Here is a 17,966-nt window from a genome sequence, read left to right as displayed (position 1 = left end):
ATACCTAAAAAGGAAAAGCAAAACCAGAAGTTTTGCTTTTCAATTATTATTTATTTGTCTAAGGTGCACACTATGACAATTTAATTATTCACTCAGTGATCTATATAGTTAATTTACTTTCATTAGCTTTTCTAGTCCATCTTTGACTGTTTGCACTTTTGTACCAATAACGACTTGAAGATTGTGGTCGTTCAATTTTACCACGCCAAGTGCTTTTAGAGATTTTAGTTTATTTTCTTGCACTAAACTCATGTCTTGAACTGAGAGTCTTAATCTAGTAATACAATTATCTAAACTCACAATATTCTTTTTTCCTCCAAGGGCAACTAGAATACCTTCAATGTCATACCCTGTTGAGTCAAAATTAGCTGGTGTACCACTGAATTCGTTAGCAAGTGCCTCGTTAGAGTCTTTTTCGCGTCCAGGTGTTGGGATGTCAAATTTGGTAATTGCGAATCTAAAAATAATATAATAAATAACAAACCATAAGCCTGCAATAACAGGAACCCAGTGCCAGTTAGTTTTAGTTCCTTGAAGAACCCCTAAGACAATAAAATCAATTATGTTACCGTCTGTATTCCCGATTGTCACATCTAAAAGCCCCATAATCATAAAACCTAGGCCTGTTAAAATTGCGTGAATGACAAATAAGAATGGAGCTACAAATAAGAATAAAAATTCAATTGGTTCGGTGGTTCCACCTACCATACAAGCAATTACACCCGAAATGAGGAGTCCTTTTATTTTCATGCGATTAGCAGGTTTCGCACAATGGTATATCGCAAGAGCTGCTCCAGGTAATCCACCTAAGAACGCAGGCATTTTACCTTGTGATAAGAATCGAGTTGCACTGACTGAAAACTCCGTTACCTCGGAACATGCCAGCTCTTCTTTGAAAATTAATAAGGCACCACTAATGGTATTGTTACATACTTCTAAAGTCCCCCCAGCCTCCGTAAAACGGATAAGAGTTACAAGAATATGGTGTAGACCAAAAGGGAGTAAAAAACGCTCACCGGCACCAAATAAAAACGGAGCAAAAATACCAGCACCTTGAATTAAAGAACCTAATCCATTGATAGCCGCAGCAAAAAAAGGCCAAATAAAAGGGATTGCTAAGCCCAAAACATTCATGGTCAATAAGGTAATGATAGGAACAAATCTTACCCCGCCAAAAAATGAAAACGCATCGGGTAATTCAGTGCGATGAAATTTTTCATGTAAAAAATAGACCACGATACCGACGATGATTGCCCCTAATATACCGGTATCTATTGTTTGGACTCCAAGTATTGCTTTGATGTTCTGTTTTTTTAACTCCAATTCATCAAAACTTTCTAAAATACCAGCTTGTTTTAGATAAAAATTGATGGATAGGTTAAATACAGCAAAACCAATAAAACCAGAAAAGGCAGCTACACCTTTGTTATCCCTTGCTAATCCAAGTGGAATGGCGATGGCGAACATAACAGGCAAGTAGCCAAAAGCGAAATCTCCTATCCAAGCCATCCATTGAAAGAAAAGTTTAACTGTAGGGTTACCTAACCAAGGCAATTGAGCAATGACTCCCTCACTGCTCAGTGAACTACCAATCCCTAGTAGAATACCGCAAAAAGACAGTAGAGCAACAGGTAGCATAAAAGTCTTGCCTAGACTTTGAAAAAATTCCCAAAAAGTAATTTGGGGTGAAGTAGATTGATTACTCATGTTGAATCCTTGTTTCAATTTAAATTATATGGTCATTGAGGTATGATATAGAATTAACGATTAAACATTTAGAAATATTAGTAAGAAAAACAAGATAATTGGTGTTTAATAGTGAATTTGTGAGATTGATCACACAAAATCATATGAAAAGAGATTGAGTTGATACGCCCATTATCTTTATTCATTAAATAAATTTAGAAAAGGGCCGTATAGACAGTTCTATGTATAAGCTACTTGACTTTCAAGTTTTACCAAAACTTCCACCAAGGCTTTAAGATAGTCTTATTTTGGTTTGCTAATGTGTCCTGCATTATTGTTAGATTGCGTTCAGCTTTTTTTATTACCTCAGCTGTGTCATATTCTGTAGTCAATGCCAATGCAAGCTTACCAAATTCTATAGCCTTATCATAATTGTGTAACTGAAAATAAATAGAAGATATATTGAGTGCAGTACGCCCATTTGTTTCCCAAAATGGAGGGTTGTGAGTTAATGCTTTTTCTAGTTTAATTGAGGTTTCCTCAGGTTGTTGGCTGGCCACTTGACTTAATATATGGATTATCTGACTAAAATAACTTTCTTGTTGTGCTACTTGTTGATCTTCTGAGAGATAGGCATACCATTGATCAAGCCTTTCTAACCATATCATTAATTCTCTAAAGCGACCTTGTTGTCCTAGGTAGGGTACAAAAAAATCGAGTATGTTTTGAGGTGTATATCGACTATATCCATGAGTGTTAGCTATTTGCCATAAATTTTCAGCTGCCTCTACCATTTTCTCAAAATCTTGCAGTAGGTTATAAGCATCAAATATGCCAGAATAATGTTCAGCAAACGGGGATACCTTAATAGCTAAATGAGAAAGCTCTAAAATTTTTTGAGCTCTGCCTTTAATTTCTTCTGGCGTTTTTTTATCACATTCGCTTAGCTCACAGCAAATATTTCTGATAAGCATTGAGAAGTTATGAATATTACCATCCCGGTAATATCCAATCCCTGTTTCATAAAATCTCTGATATTGTTCAAAGCCGCATATTTCAAATTTATGTTTTAATGTTAAAATCGATTCATAATGATCCGAATATTTTTGCCACTCTTCTTCGCGAACAAAAAGTGATTGGCTTAGGTCAAAATTTTCAAATGCTTCACTTGCTGGCATAAACTCACTTTCTAATGCAGTTTTTATACCTAATAAATGGGCTTTAGCCCTGTAATATGCAGAAATATGCTCCTTAGAACGATAGTTATTTGGATCTCTAAAAAAACGTTCACACAGTGTTAATACTTTTTGATGGTATTCATCTTCATTAATTTGAGCTTTATTTTGTATCAACAAGTATATTTCAAACGATTGAATATCAACGTGGCTTGCATCGATTGATTTTGCTTTTGCTAAGTGTTCATTGAGCAGATGGGTTGCGATTTTTTGTTCTTCTTCAGTCAAAATGTAGTCTGAATGTCTATTTTTATTATATAGAGCAAAGCAGTTGTACCAACAAATAATAAGGTGCCAATATAAAGAAGGATTCATCTCATGATGTTTATAAGCTAGTGAAATGGCATGATTTGACGCATCTTTTAAATTAAATCGTATCGCATCTAATGCTATTTTGGCTGCTTTATCGTAGTTGCCCAGCTCAATTATCCAATCCATTAATTTGGTGGTAAAATGATGGCCTTGTCGCGCAATTTCATAGTGACCAGCAAGACCAAATTCAATGGCTTCTTCAAGTTGATTTTGTGCATATTTTTGTTCCGCTTTAATTTGTGCTATTTTAATATTTAATTCTTTTTTAATTGCATCTGGCCAGTCATCTTGAACCAATGCTTTAATATGAAATATCATTTCATCTATGCATTCAGGCATTAAAGATACAAGGAAATTGGCTTGTTCCAACCATGTCTTGGTTGTAACTTTGTCTTTAAATTTATCCTCTTGGAGGGTTTCTATTAAACGTTTAACAGAATTTTCGGCTTCTTCTTTTTGATTGTCACATATAAATGCAAAGCAATCACGAGAATAAATCCATAGCAAGCCTTCCAAATAGTTAACATTTTCCTTAGCGAACCTAGGTTCAAAGGCGATTCTTTTTCTTAGTAATTCTCTATATTTATTCCATTGCTTTGCCGATTCCACGATATTCAAAAACGTTGACCAGTCTTCAAGCACTGCACCTTTATCAGGCGAAGCAAAAAGTTCTTCAACTAAAACATCGCACTGAATAAGAAAATTTTCGTGTTTAATTTTTGTGTAAATAGATAATTTCCACAGGGATATTTGGATAGATATATAGATTTTATCGTTATTGTTTACATTATTTAAAATCGAATTCGTATAGGTCTCTATAACATTCAAAGCCATGTCAAATTCATTGATAACGTACCAAAGTCTAAAATATTTATTTAAAGAAGGATAATCATCAGGTTCACAACGGGTTTCCTCTAAACTACGTTTTAGCAAAAGTATTCTTTGTGCTTCATCAATAGTCTCTTTTGGATGTGAAAAAAAATCCCATTGGGCATCAAGCCATGAATGAAGAGCGCTGCCAGTTAATATATCTATAGAAGTCATGAGATTTCCTTAGTTAAAATGAGTTGATATGAGGATTATTAATTAAGAATGTGATAAGACAAAAGCAAACATTTATTTCATTTTAATGGGCTCTTTGCCTTGCTGAGGCCATGATATTGTATGCCATGGGTGTTTTTTATCATTGAGCCATTCATTGACCATCTGCAAAGTGATTTTGCTACCAATGTAATCGGTATGGCCATTGTTTAAATACTGGATTCTGCCTTTAGATAAGGCTTCAGCGTATTCTTGCCAAGACCCAAAACAATCTCTTGCTCTTATTGCATTCAGGGCCATTAGTTTTCCATGTGTGCCATTATCAATAAAGTTGAGGAGCAAAGAAAGTTGCAGGGTAAAACTCAATTTTGCCGTCGCAAAAGCTATTGCTGCGGCAATATCGTCATCATCATGGCAATCCATCAGGCCTAATCGGTACCAGTTTTGGGTGAAACGTTCTGTGATCATTTCTTCAATCGGTCTATTGCTAAGAGTATACGAAATATTTAAATAAGCCAACAAGGTGGGTTTCCAAATATTTATCAACTCTTTTTCGGGGGCAAATTCGCCATATTTAGCACAAGAAAGATAGTATCTTCCTTTAATGTTTTGATAAGCAAAAGGATGACCTAGAAGTCGCTCAAAGGCGACTCTGGCAGGTAGTTCGTCATTATAATAATCTATATAGCCGAGTGACTGATAATGATTTAATTTTTTAACTCTTAACTGTGATCTAATTGATTTATAAGGGTTAAAAATTAGCAAAATTCCTAGCAAAATAATTGCATATAGCATAAGAGCATTCTCAAAGAAATAAAGTGTAATTCAATTTATTCTTAATAGTCCTTATAATGAATAAAGTTATTAATATATTCGCTGTTTTGTAATTGTTTAAGTAGGTGTGGAGCTTTTGCCGCTATAGCCCAATCAACAATCAATGGTCGATTAACTATTTCTAATGCAAGTTTTGGTACTTTCCAAGCGATATTTATTTTTTCTTCAGTTGTGACGAGTTCACTTATTTTTTTCCACTGGTTTTCACTAAAAACGATGCCAATGTTATTAAGATCTATAGGCATGGTTTTATCGCACTCTAAGGTATTTAAAAAATTAATTAAGATCTCATGATATTTCTCGACAGGCGGTCTGTTTTGTTTACCTTTTACTTCTTGAATGATGAGTCGGTTATTATTTGAAATCAGAGCGCTGATAGTGATTCTAGGTAAATTATTTTCTGTTCTAAAACTGAAAATTTTCATTTGTGAACACTCACATTTTGAAGCGTAGTATTCAGCATAACCACCTATCATTTGTTGTCTGTTTTCAAATTGGCCAATGCAGTGGCGCATGTTTTGGCTTTCATATACTAATTCTTTGCGAAAATGTTCATTTTTAGCAAGCAGTTCAACAAAATTACCTAATGAGGAACTAAAAACACATTTTACTGCTTCAGGGGTGTGAGTGACTAGACCTTTGCTTGTTTTGATTTTAAAAAGGTTATGTTCATGTTCATATAAATATAATGCTTGAAATGCATTTATTTTTATTAATTTAGTACCAATTAGAGAGTATGATCTTGAGTGCAGGAACTCTAGATATTTTGCCTCTAAATTAATAAATACGGGGTGTTCATCATCGATCCAATAGAGCTTAGTCTGCTGTAAAAAAGCATTTGCTAACCATTGAGGTGGGTCATCACAAGTGTTTTCTTTTTGTTTGTTCCTGTTGAGTAGTTGCAGAGCATCACTGATTGAAATTACTTCTATCAACGCAGGATGAGCTTCTGAATAATTTCCTATTATGTAACGATAAAAGTGGTTAAGCATCCACGACTTAATGCTAGGTGAATCCTTGCGAGCAATAGAACGATGCTCAATCCCCTTTTTTAATTCAGCTGCATTAATTACATTTCTCGGGGAGTAACGTGAGAGCGTTAAGTGATTCGCCATTGTGAGGTAGAGTTCATTGTTAAAGTGATCGTATGGATAAATTTTTATGGATGTAACGAAATCTTATGGCGTTTATTTTCTGTTAATTATTAAAATTTGTCAACAATAGTAATAGTTGTTGCTTTGTTAATGTGATCTTGAATGTTCTGTCATTTTTTAGCCAAGCGCGTAACATGTAATTGGTAAAGCGAATTCATTTTTGTGCGATGAAGAATTTTTTACCTAATCCTATCAGTGTCAAATAGGCAAGAAAAAATGTATTTATAATGAAGTTGCTTCAAGTTTCAGGTGCAGTGATTATTCTAATGCCCATTAGGAGGGAATTAAGTCATGTCAATACCTGAAACTTGACTTCTATTGAGTATAGAGTACCTATGATTCTAGTGCTTTTTAAGGATTTCTAGCAGGAATAATTGTACCCTTATCATATTCAAGCCATGTCAGTTTTCTCTGTATTTCACAGTTTTCTGCCACGCTAATCAGCCCTGTATCACCTCTCATTGTAAAATTGCCGCTTTGTAGCGCACCAAAGTTCTGAGCGAGACGATTAGCATCTATACCCATAGCCAGTAATCTTACTTGAGAATAGTCATTTTGCATTAATGTCATAGCCGTTTGGTAACTTAAGGATTGAGGATTAGCAAGAAGAGGGATCTCACTGAATTTGACACCTTGCATTTCTAATCTAAAATCAGGTCCGCTATTGTTCTGATGGCTTCTAGAACTTGCATAAAGTCCTACCGAATTTTTACCAGCTGTTGCCGCATCTATTATAGGTTTGATATACAACCATTTTTCAGCTTCAGCGATGACATAAATGCTATCTACACCACCATCACGTATTGGACCGTTTATGTCTAGGGCATCACCATTAGCACCTATGACTTTTAGGTCATTTAACTCATGAATTGTTCTCACAATGGCACTCGAACCAGTTCTTTGTTCCCAGCGGGAATTAAATGCAGCTGCTACTCTGTCCCCTAGGTTACCATAAGGCACTAAAATAAGTGGTTTACTCTTACCATCAGATATCATACGTTCTGCAGCATCAATGGCTTCATCTTCAGGCGATAACGCGAAATAACAAATATTCGGATTACTCGAAAGCGTTTCAGGTACATTAAGTGCTAATATTTTTAGGTTTCCTTGATAACTACTTAATTGTTCTACTTGATTTTTTAATAAAGGGCCCACCACGGTATCTAAACCTGCAGCTTCTGCTTCGACAAGTATGGAATTAATGTCTTTTGCTTGAGTATCAAAAAGTGATGCATTCAGAGCAATAGGGGCTGGAGTAGACGATGGCACAATGGTTTGAGTATTAGCACTATCCCCGATTAAATCATTGAGTATAGAGGAAGTTTCTGCATTTGTCGCTTGATAACTTGAGACAATATCAGTTGTTTCAAAACCCAATTTTATAGCATTTGCAAAACTTGATACTTGAGACTGTCCACTAAAAGGTAATGCGAGAGCCACTTTAACATTTGATTGGTTTTGTGAGTAATTAGTCGTTGCAATATTTGATGCGCTGTATTGGCCTGGCGATAAAAATTGACTAGGAAAGTGTTCTACTGCAGGGTGTTGTGGATTACGAGTTTTCCAATTGTCTACAGCTACATCAAATAAGGCAGTGTTATTATTATCGTAACGGTAGGTATCATAGATATTTCTAAGTTCTAACCAACCTTGCAAAATAAATTCATTCGCACTTAGAGTGAATCTTTTAATTTCATCAGGGGAGATATTGGCGACTACACGCCAGGTTTCATTAATGAGTTGAGGTTTATCTTGACTTGGTGCTACGGCTTCAAGCCCTATGAAGGCTCTTAATAGCTCAGCAGAAGGGGTTTGTTCAGTCACTTGCATTTGGACCTTTGCTAATCTATATAATCCATTGTCATTTAACACTGATGTATTAATTTGGCTAATTAGACCTTTCGCTTCATTTATTTTAGCTTCTTTGACATACAGCTCTGCACGAGTTAAAGAAAAAAGTGCATAACTTTCATCCCCTAAACCTGTAGGAATTGCATCCAATATTTTGCCAGCTCCAACAAGATTGTTTTCTTGAATTAACGTAGCTGCTTGATAAATCAATATCGTGTTTTTATCGGAACCGGAAGCCTGTTGTAATAATGGTTCATAATCGGATGAAGTGGCTAATGGTGAATCTAACTGACTTTGTCTATTGGTTTGACAACTCGCTAAAAAAAGACTTGAAGCAATAATCAAGCAAAGTTGGGTTTTTTTATGATTTTTTAACATGGCTCTTTTCCAATATATTGAATGAGAAGTAAAACAGAACATTAATTTCTTAATTATAGCAGAAATCAACTAAAAGGAGAGTGTAAATTGTTATCTCATTTTAACAAAAATCCACTTTGTAAATAAATACAAAAAAACTAAAGTTCGTCTATCGATTAGAGAGATAATAAAAATAAGACTGAGAAAAACTTTTTAAAACCAAGGGGAAAAAATAGAGACTTACTAATTTAAGTAATTGATAGATTCATTGAATGAATTGATAAAAGACCACTTTCTTTGTTCTAGAATATTGCAAGCGATAAAATATTTAGTACTAGTAAACGGTTTTAGAAAATGGAATGAAATGTGTTATTATATAAGCCTAGTTTAAGAGTTAAAATGACTAAGCTGAGTAATTCAATCAACAATAACGATTTATTAATACCTGGGAGATGTGATGAATCAAGATAATCAATTAGGACAGTTATTTATCGTACCTACTCCCATTGGGAATCTTGGTGATATCACGCAACGTGCTATTAATACTTTACAACAAGTTGATTTAATTGCAGCGGAAGACACTCGTCATACAGGTAAACTATTACAGCAATTTGCAATAAAAACCCCTATGTTCTCACTTCATGATCATAATGAACAGGAAAAATCAGCTATTCTCATAGAAAAGCTTCAGTCTGGGGTATCTATTGCACTAGTCTCTGATGCAGGAACGCCACTTATTAACGATCCGGGTTATCACTTTGTTAAGCTGTGCCATGAGAATGGAATTAAGGTGATACCACTACCGGGTGCATGTGCAGCGATCACCGCATTATCGGCGGCAGGAATTGCCTCTGATAGATTTTGTTATGAGGGCTTTTTACCCGCTAAGTCAAAAGCAAGAATTTCGATACTTGAATCTTTACAAGAAGAAAGTCGAACTTTAATTTTTTATGAATCACCACATCGAATTAAAGAAACACTGTTAGATATGAAAGCCGTATTTGGTGATGAAAGGAGAGTGGTTATTGCCCGAGAATTGACTAAAATATGGGAAACAATATATGGATCACCTTTAGGTCAGTTAGTCGAATGGATTGTTGCCGATGAAAACCGTCAAAGAGGCGAATTTGTTGTATTAGTAGAAGGTTTCAAAGCGCCGGCCTCTGATGACATGGATTTTTTGAATCAAAAAGTCCTTGCAACATTGAAATTATTAATGAAAGAGCTCCCACTAAAAAAAGCAGCTGCATTCACAGCTGAAATTCATGGGGTGAAGAAAAACCCATTATATCAATGGGGTTTAGATAATCCCCTTGATTAGGTCGAGTTAACTAACCTGTAGCATTACATCCCCAAAAACATAATGTTTTGTTATGATGTAATTTTTAAGTAAAGGAGATAAATATGATTAGCATTCCACAACTTTTGATTATTGCTGTGATTATTGCCTTATTATTTGGCACCAAGCGTTTAAGATCGTTAGGCAGTGATTTAGGTGAAGCCATCAAAGGGTTTAAAAAATCAGTAAAAGATGAAGAGTCTAGCCCTAAATCCGACAACAGCCTCACAGAAACCAAAGGTAATCCTATAAAGGAGCCTCTTCAAGATTCAGTAAATGAACTAGACGATAAAAAAGATAAAAAACTGAAATAGCCTTATTAACAGTAGTCAAATTTTTATCAATAGACGTCTTAGTGAGGAAATATGTTTGATTTTGGTTTCAGTGAAATCGCATTAATTTTAGTATTAGGCCTGGTCGTGTTAGGCCCTGAGAAATTACCTATTGCGTTTAAAACAATAAGCCAGTGGATTAAAACAGCCAGAGAATTAGGTCAAGGTGTACAATATACGCTTAGCCAAGAACTGAAGATGCATGAAATGCAAGATGAGATTCAAAAATTAGGTGAGATGGCAAAATCACAACTATACCCTGCTGATAACAAAGCACTTAAAAAGGAAATTGAAGAATTAAGAGCTACAGTTGAAGAATTGCAAGCTCATATTAGCCTTTTATCCCCTCAAGGCCAAACGTACAAGAGTACTTTGATAAATATAGATCATAATGTAAAAACTCAGCATGTAGAAAATCAGTTTGTTGAGCAAATAATTGAGGAGGAAGATTTAGAAAGAGATGACGATATTGAATACTATGAACAAATAGATCTTAATATCATCAATTGCCATCCTCCAAGGCCTCCTTTAAATAAGGTTAAAATGGAAAATAGAAACTCTTTGATTGCAACAGCTAAAAATCAAGAATGATCCTTAGAAACTTTAAACTCATTATTTAGGTATGTTGCATTGATTTCGATAAAGCGGCTTATCCCTAATTTTTGCTGTTGTACAACTGATTTAATAGAATGGAACTGGTTTAACATAATATGCTAACGCACTCTGAAAGTGATTTTATTTCCCATCTTTATGCATTGCGTACTTGCGTGATAAAATCGCTATTAGCGCTTGTTGTTGTCTTTCTTGCCCTCATTTATTTTTCCAACGATCTCTATCATTTTGTAGCAAAACCTCTTATCAATGAACTTCCAACTAATACGAGCCTACAAGCCATAGGAGTCGCTTCGCCTTGGCTTGCGCCAATTAAACTCACTTTTATGGTCTCTTTATTCGTTGCGATGCCATATATTTTGTATCAATTTTGGTCCTTTATAGCGCCTGCATTGTATAAAAAAGAGAAAAAGAAATTATTGCCATTACTTTGTGCCAGTATTATATTGTTTTATTTAGGTATATTTTTTGCCTATTTTATTCTTTTTCCAGTGATCTTTTCTTTTTTTACGCATTCCGCACCTGCGGACGTGCTAGTGTCTCCAGACATAAATCAGTATTTATCGTTTGTACTAACGATTTTTTTTGCTTTTGGATTAGCGTTTCAAATTCCCGTTTTCACTTTATTGCTCTGTATGAGTGGTGTCGTATCTCCGGAAAGTTTAAAGGCAAAAAGACCATATATTTTTGTCGGAGCATTTGTCCTTGGCATGTTACTGACGCCACCGGATATTTTTTCACAAACATTACTTGCTGTGCCCATGTATCTTTTATTTGAGCTGGCATTATTCTTATCTAGATTTTATGTTCAAAAACCGAATCCTGACGAGGACACCGTACAAAAAAATTAATTTTTTATCTAAATTAAAATATACGTTTTACCACAATTAATTAACAAGGACTTAATATGCTTATTGGCCAATACCCTCAAACCAGATTACGTCGTATGCGTGCACATGATTTTAGTCGTCGATTAATGGCTGAGAATCAAATTACAGTAAATGATTTGATTTATCCTGTTTTTGTGAAAGAAGGGGAGGGGATCATAGAGCCTATTCCCTCAATGCCTGGTATTTCACGTATGAGTATTGATAATTTAGTTAACGAATGCATTATACTTGCTAAACTAGGTATACCAGCAATAGCACTTTTTCCAGTCATTGAGGTGGACAAAAAATCCTTAATGGCTGAAGAAGCATATAATAGTGAAGGATTAGTGCAAAGAACGATAATCGCAATAAAACGTGCAGTTCCTGAGTTGGGGATAATCACTGATGTGGCCCTTGATCCATACACTATCCACGGACAAGATGGTATTATCGATGACTCGGGCTATGTAGTAAATGATATTACAAATGAGGTTCTGATAAGACAAGCTCTATCCCATGCACAAGCGGGAGCAGATATTATTGCACCGAGTGACATGATGGATGGTAGAATAGGACTTATCCGCCAGCAATTGGAAAAGCAGAATTTTGTCAATACACAAATAATGGCTTACTCAGCTAAATATGCCTCGAGTTATTATGGACCTTTTAGAGATGCAATTGGTTCAAGTGGTAATTTAAAAGGTGGCAATAAAAAAACGTACCAAATGGATCCTGCTAATAGTGATGAAGCATTACACGAAATAGCATTTGATATCCAAGAAGGCGCAGATATGGTGATGGTAAAACCTGGAATGCCTTATCTTGATGTTGTTAGACGCTGCAAAGAGACATTTAAAGTACCTACGTTTGCCTATCAGGTGTCAGGAGAGTATGCGATGCACAAAGCCGCTTTTGCTGCGGGGTGGTTGGATGAAAAATCTGTTGTATTAGAGTCATTACTCTGTTTTAAGCGTGCAGGTGCGGATGGTATTTTGACATATTTTGCTAAGGATGTAGCGACTTGGCTGCAAGAGAATTAAAACTCTTCTTGTAGCAATAGGCTAACTTGAAAATCTTGCAAGTTAGCCTATTTATATGAAATATCCATTCAGCTTTCTTCAAAATGTGCTAGTGCTTTGATGATTTTTTTAAAGTTAATAGTAATTGGCTTTTATCCTATTTTCCTTTCAGCGACAAGCTTGGATTAGACTGTACTCAACTTTGAGTCTTTTATTTTATATATTAATGATGGTCATAATACTCGAAATATGTTTGAATTATGATCTCAGTGAAATGAATGATTTGTTATGTTAAATTCATCTATTATACTAAGCCACGAGCGATAAAATATCGCGAGTTCTATTTTAGTCCCCTAGCACAGTATTCTCAGTGATAGAAATATACCTATGGGAATATTTCTGAGCCGTTCCAGTCAATACATTTACCTGATTCATTTTGTGTTAATTGGTTGATAACCTCAGATAAACACTGGGCACTATGATCTGGCGAGAATATTTTATGCTGCGGTTGATTTTTTAAAAAAGGTTCAGATAACTGAGACTTAACTGTACCTGGATGCAGTCCCACTATGATGCCATTATTATTTACTCGTTTAAGTTCAATAGAAGCGGTTTTGATCAACATATTTAGTGCTGACTTTGATGCCCTATAGCTGTACCATCCACCTAACCTATTATCACTTATACTTCCTACTCTTGCTGATAAGGCGGCAAATACGGCTGGAATATTAGGATTTAAATGAGGTAAAAAATATCTTATCATCATAGCAGGTAAGAATGTATTTACAGCAAAAATATACTCTAAATTTTTTAACGAGAGATCATTAATAGATTTTTCAGGTTTTATTGTTTCATTCTGTAAAAAACCGGTTGCTAGTATGATTAAATCCAATTTTCCAGAAATAGTTATATTACTGACTACTTGTTGCATAGACTGATCATCAAAATAATCCACATAAAACTCTGTTAATGAGCTTAATGACTTGTTTTTATTATGAACAGAAGGCTTTAACGCTGTAGAATTAGGACGAGATAGGGTAAATAGTTCAGAGCCTTTGTATTGAGAGTAATGTTGCACTAAGGCACTTCCTATTGATCCTCGTCCACCAATAATAAGAATACGGTTAAATTTATTTTTGCAAGTATCACTGGCTATAGTTATAGAGGGGGTAGACATAGATTCTCCGAAAAAATTGATTTAGGTTGTGGTAAAGTTGAATGAAAAAGATCCATGCTTAATGCCCCTAAATTAATCATCACTCTAAGCCAATAAAAATTATTTCAGCTTATTTAAAATAATATCAGCGGTTTTCATTGCAGAATCAAATGCCCCTTCAACCCTACCACCTGAACAGAAATCTCCTGCAATAGCTAGGTTAGTATCACAATCAACTAGGAGTTTGCTTGTAGAAAAGTCTTGATTATTAGCATATCGCCATAAATGGATATCTTTATGAATAATAGAATCCGAATTAAAGGGCAAAAAACTAGTCACTTTGTGAATTAAATCTTCCAACACATCCTCTTTTTTCATATCAATACATTGCTCACTATATTTAGCTGAGGATTGGACTATCAATGTTGGAGCAGAAGATCTTCCCGGTTTTGTATGGTTTAGAGCGAGCCAAGCAATATCATGATTTTTGATATGAGCGCAGTCAAATGCTGAGTCTAATGGATGATTGAATTCCAACATTGCACTAAAACATGGCGTCATTTTAATCTTAGCAAGATCTTCGTAAAAAAAGCTGTTTTTATCAATAAAATGAAGTGCTTGATGTGAAGGGATCGCTAAAATTATCCAATCAAAATTTGAATATATATTTTGATGAGTATCCTTGAGCGTCCATTGCGTATCGCGATAAATTTTATCAATGTGCACATTGTTTAAAATATGGTATTCAGAGGCTAAATATTTAGCAAGGGTATTCATAGAGGGGGTAGCGATATAACGGGGTTCAATGGAGGGCCATTGTGTGCTGATTAAATTAAATCCATCAAAAAGAGCATATTTCGGATGCCATTGCGTCACTAGATTCTGATTGATTAAAGGTGCTAACCATGCCTTAAATTGAGTGTTTCTAGCTGTAAAGTATTGTGCACCATGATCGAACGTAGTGGAAGTATTTCGTCTTGTTGCTAATCTACCGCCGACACCGCGGGATTTTTCAAAAAGCGTTATATTCGCAAAATTTTTAAGTTTTTGGGCTAGCAAAAGTCCTGTTAGCCCTGCTCCTATAATGGCAATATGATTTTTTTTCATTTTTTAGCCTCAGAAGTATATATAAAAAAAGAACCAAAATTAATATTTTAAATCCATCTTTCAGCAATAGGCTGAATAATAGACTCTCTATTAATACTTGTTATTACTTCTAGTAAAGTCGGGTTATTGGTATAGATTTCGAAAGTTACTGCATGGTGATACTCTATATCGTAAATCTTAGTTTGCTGCTTATTTAGTAGATATTCAAGATGTTTCGCTGAAGTATAATCTGTAGTCACTTTATATCCTTTAAGTAATTCAACAGGAGTGAGTTCTACTTTTGTTAGTCCATCTTTTATAACACCTGAATAGGCCCTTATCAATCCACCTGTACCTAGTAATGTTCCCCCAAAATATCTCGTTACCACTGCTAAAGTATTTAGCATATTAGCATGTCTCAATTGTTCAAGAATCGGTAATCCAGCAGTTTTAGAAGGCTCCCCATCATCAGATTGATTCATAACAAGATTATTATTCTTGTCTAATACTATATATGCATAACAATTGTGATTTGCTTTAGCGTGATTTTTTTTGATCAGCTCTATACTAGATTTTGCGTCACTCTCGTTAGCAACAAAAGATAAGCTAGCTATAAATTTTGATTTCTCTATTACAGTTGTCGATGTAAAGGGATTTGATGGTTGATAATAATACAAAAGAGACCTCTTGAGCTATTAATATCGTATGAATAAGTACACCTAAAATAAGTTAAAAATACAGATGAGTGTCCTGGTTATTTGTTGGTGTAAATATAGATATATTCATACGAGCAACAATATTGTTACCTATTTTTTCTTCCTTAATAAAAGGTGTATTAATAAAAGGAATTAAAAAATAGGACATCTAAATTAGTTAAGACTTTTCTCGCACTTAATTGCGTGGGTTAACACAAAAATCGTTACATTAACTTAAAAAAATGATGCGACCTAATTGAAGCTTTATTCAATAGTTAAGCTAGTATGAGCAATCGCATAAAGTGTAAAAATGCATCAATAAAAAAGATGCTTTAACTCAATTAGGTATTCTATTGGGTGATTAGACAGATAGAATGCCAAGGCAACATGAGTTAAGAGTTAAGATGAAGCGTCTAATTCTTCCCAGCGGCTAAAAGCTTTTTCTAACTCTGCTTCTTTATTTGCTAATTGTTTCAATATTCCTTCTGTTTCTTGATGTGGCTTAGTAAAAAAGTCATTGCTACTGATGATAGCATTTAACTCCGTTATCTCATTTTCTAATGTTTCAAGGAGAGTAGGCAGAGCGTCTAATTCTCTTTGCTCTTTATAGCTCAATTTACGTTTTAGCTCACTAGGCGTATCAGTTTGAGTCGTTTTTCCTAAAGAGTTGTTCTCTAATTTACTTGTTTTATCGTCTAAAACCGAAGAGGATGTCATTGCACCATTTTGTTTAGCTAATTGAGATTTCGCTTCGTGAGACTGGAGTCTTTGTTGATGCGCATCATAATATCCACCAACATAGGTATTGATAATTCCATTACCTTCAAAAATCCAACATTCATTAACACAACTGTCAATAAATTCCCTATCATGACTGACTAAAAGCACAGTGCCTTGATAGCTATCAACTAATTCTTCAAGAAGTTCAAGTGTTTCAACATCTAAATCATTTGTTGGTTCATCGAGTATCAATAAATTGCTTGGTTTTAAGAAGAGCTTTGCCAGTAATAAACGATTACGTTCACCACCAGATAAAGCTTTAACTGGTGTCATAGCTCGTTTCGGAGGGAATAGGAAGTCTTGTAAATAGCCAAGTACGTGACGAGGTCTACCATTTACTAATACTTCTTGCTTACCTTCAGCAAGGTTATCCATAACTGTTTTTTCAGGATCTAACTCTGCACGATATTGATCAAAATAAGCAACATCTAATTTTGTACCCACGTGTAAACGACCTGAGGTGGGTTTCAATTCTTCTAATAACAATTTGATTAGCGTTGTTTTACCACAGCCATTTGGACCAATCAGGCCAATTTTATCTTGCCGTAGTATTTTGGCCGTTAGGTTATCTACAAATCGACGTAAGGCGCCCGTTTGATTATCGACTCTCTCAAATACAACATTCTCTAAATCGAAAACGATTTTACCCGATCGCGTTGCTTCATTAACGTTTAGATTCGCTTTACCTAGGACTTCACGGCGTTGGGAACGTTCTTGTCTTAGGGCTTTAAGGGCTCTTACTCGCCCTTCGTTTCTAGTTCTTCTCGCTTTAATCCCTTGGCGTATCCAAACCTCTTCTTGAGCTAGTTTTTTATCAAATTCTGCGTTTTGTAAAGCTTCTACTCTTAACAGTTCTTCTTTTCCTTCAAGATACTTATCATAGTCACCTGGCCAACTCGTGATAACACCACGATCTAAGTCGACAATGCGGGTTGCCATTTTTCTAATAAATGCACGATCATGCGAAATAAAGATGATGGCCCCGTTGAACTGTTTTAAAAATCCTTCAAGCCATTCAATCGTAGCAATATCTAGGTGGTTAGTAGGTTCATCAAGTAATAGCAAATTAGGTTTTTTCACAAGTGCACGACCTAGAGCTGCTTTACGCATCCATCCGCCAGACAATGAGGAAAGTTCAACGTCTCCATCTAGGCCAAGTTCAACAATGACTTCATTTATTCTGGATTCTAGGCTCCATAAATTATGATGATCTAATTGGGCTTGGAGCTCAAAAAGTCTATCCATTAGTTTATCACTTGGATTATGTGCGACTTCATGAGAAACTGCGTGATACTCTGTGAGTATATTCGCTTGTTCGGAAACTCCTTGAGCAATGTATTCGAAAACTGTGCCAGTAATATGACGGGGAGGATCTTGTTCTAAACGGGCGATGACAGTGTCATTTTCATAGATCAATTTGCCATCGTCTAAGTTGATATGCTTATCTATCACTTTGAGTAAAGTTGATTTACCTGCACCATTGCGACCGACGATACATACACGCTCACCCGTTTCTATGTGCAATTGAGCATTATCTAAGAGAGGGGCATCGCTATAGGACAAATACGCCCCGGATAAACTGATTAAAGACATAAAATTTCCTATTTA

13 protein-coding genes and 1 pseudogene are annotated in these 17,966 nt (G+C 35.2%); 5 read left to right on the top strand and 9 right to left on the bottom strand.

Annotated elements, in window-relative coordinates; genetic code table 11:
* Positions 1-108: 108 nt before the first annotated feature.
* From malX to ACFFIT_RS01775, 5 genes are all read right to left on the bottom strand, one after another.
* The gene (gene malX, locus ACFFIT_RS01795) at positions 109-1,707 is read right to left on the bottom strand and encodes a maltose/glucose-specific PTS transporter subunit IIBC (protein WP_385875833.1); all 1,599 of its coding nucleotides are present in this window, start codon (positions 1,705-1,707) and stop codon (positions 109-111) included.
* A 248-nt stretch (positions 1,708-1,955) separates the two neighbouring features.
* On the bottom strand, positions 1,956-4,277 hold the full coding sequence (locus ACFFIT_RS01790; protein ID WP_385875831.1) for a hypothetical protein: 2,322 nt from the start codon (positions 4,275-4,277) through the stop codon (positions 1,956-1,958).
* A gap of 72 nt (positions 4,278-4,349) precedes the next feature.
* A complete protein-coding gene (locus ACFFIT_RS01785) occupies positions 4,350-5,069 on the bottom strand; it encodes a DUF1266 domain-containing protein (protein ID WP_385875829.1) in 720 nt (239 codons plus the stop codon).
* Positions 5,070-5,110: 41 nt separating this feature from the next.
* Positions 5,111-6,223: a hypothetical protein gene (locus ACFFIT_RS01780; protein WP_385875827.1), complete on the bottom strand. Its 1,113-nt coding sequence runs from the start codon at positions 6,221-6,223 to the stop codon at positions 5,111-5,113.
* Positions 6,224-6,613: 390 nt separating this feature from the next.
* Positions 6,614-8,491, bottom strand: coding sequence for a penicillin-binding protein activator (locus tag ACFFIT_RS01775; RefSeq protein ID WP_385875825.1), 1,878 nt, complete (start codon positions 8,489-8,491; stop codon positions 6,614-6,616).
* Positions 8,492-8,927: 436 nt separating this feature from the next.
* Here ACFFIT_RS01775 and rsmI point away from each other — a divergent pair, with 436 nt between their 5' ends.
* The 5 genes and pseudogenes from rsmI (at position 8,928) to hemB (ending at position 12,662) form a co-directional block, all read left to right on the top strand.
* Entirely contained in the window at positions 8,928-9,791 is an 864-nt protein-coding gene (rsmI, locus tag ACFFIT_RS01770) for a 16S rRNA (cytidine(1402)-2'-O)-methyltransferase (protein ID WP_385875824.1), read from the top strand.
* Positions 9,792-9,868: 77 nt separating this feature from the next.
* Positions 9,869-10,013: pseudogene (gene tatA / locus ACFFIT_RS01765) on the top strand (twin-arginine translocase TatA/TatE family subunit); the annotation flags it as partial.
* Between the two features lie 161 nt (positions 10,014-10,174).
* Positions 10,175-10,732: a Sec-independent protein translocase protein TatB gene (tatB, locus tag ACFFIT_RS01760; protein ID WP_385875822.1), complete on the top strand. Its 558-nt coding sequence runs from the start codon at positions 10,175-10,177 to the stop codon at positions 10,730-10,732.
* A gap of 119 nt (positions 10,733-10,851) precedes the next feature.
* Complete coding sequence (tatC, locus tag ACFFIT_RS01755; protein ID WP_385875820.1) at positions 10,852-11,604, top strand: twin-arginine translocase subunit TatC; 753 nt, start codon at positions 10,852-10,854, stop codon at positions 11,602-11,604.
* Between the two features lie 56 nt (positions 11,605-11,660).
* Positions 11,661-12,662 (top strand): porphobilinogen synthase, encoded by a 1,002-nt coding sequence (gene hemB, locus ACFFIT_RS01750; protein ID WP_385875819.1) that lies wholly within the window; start codon positions 11,661-11,663, stop codon positions 12,660-12,662.
* Positions 12,663-13,026: 364 nt separating this feature from the next.
* Here the strand turns inward: hemB and ACFFIT_RS01745 are convergent, their stop codons facing one another.
* The 4 genes from ACFFIT_RS01745 to ACFFIT_RS01730 form a co-directional block, all read right to left on the bottom strand.
* Positions 13,027-13,818, bottom strand: coding sequence for an SDR family NAD(P)-dependent oxidoreductase (locus ACFFIT_RS01745; RefSeq protein WP_385875817.1), 792 nt, complete (start codon positions 13,816-13,818; stop codon positions 13,027-13,029).
* Positions 13,819-13,917: 99 nt separating this feature from the next.
* Positions 13,918-14,904, bottom strand: coding sequence for an NAD(P)/FAD-dependent oxidoreductase (locus tag ACFFIT_RS01740; protein WP_385875815.1), 987 nt, complete (start codon positions 14,902-14,904; stop codon positions 13,918-13,920).
* 47 nt (positions 14,905-14,951) lie between these two features.
* Positions 14,952-15,560, bottom strand: a complete 609-nt coding sequence (locus ACFFIT_RS01735; protein ID WP_385875814.1) for a YigZ family protein — start codon at positions 15,558-15,560, stop codon at positions 14,952-14,954.
* Between the two features lie 417 nt (positions 15,561-15,977).
* Positions 15,978-17,951 (bottom strand): ABC transporter ATP-binding protein, encoded by a 1,974-nt coding sequence (locus tag ACFFIT_RS01730; protein WP_385875812.1) that lies wholly within the window; start codon positions 17,949-17,951, stop codon positions 15,978-15,980.
* Between the last annotated feature and the right edge of the window lie 15 nt (positions 17,952-17,966).

This window comes from Thorsellia kenyensis, from assembly GCF_042432445.1.
GTDB lineage: Bacteria > Pseudomonadota > Gammaproteobacteria > Enterobacterales > Thorselliaceae > Thorsellia > Thorsellia kenyensis.
Note: the sequence above shows the minus strand (reverse complement) of the source record. Positions and strands in the feature narration are given on the sequence as shown.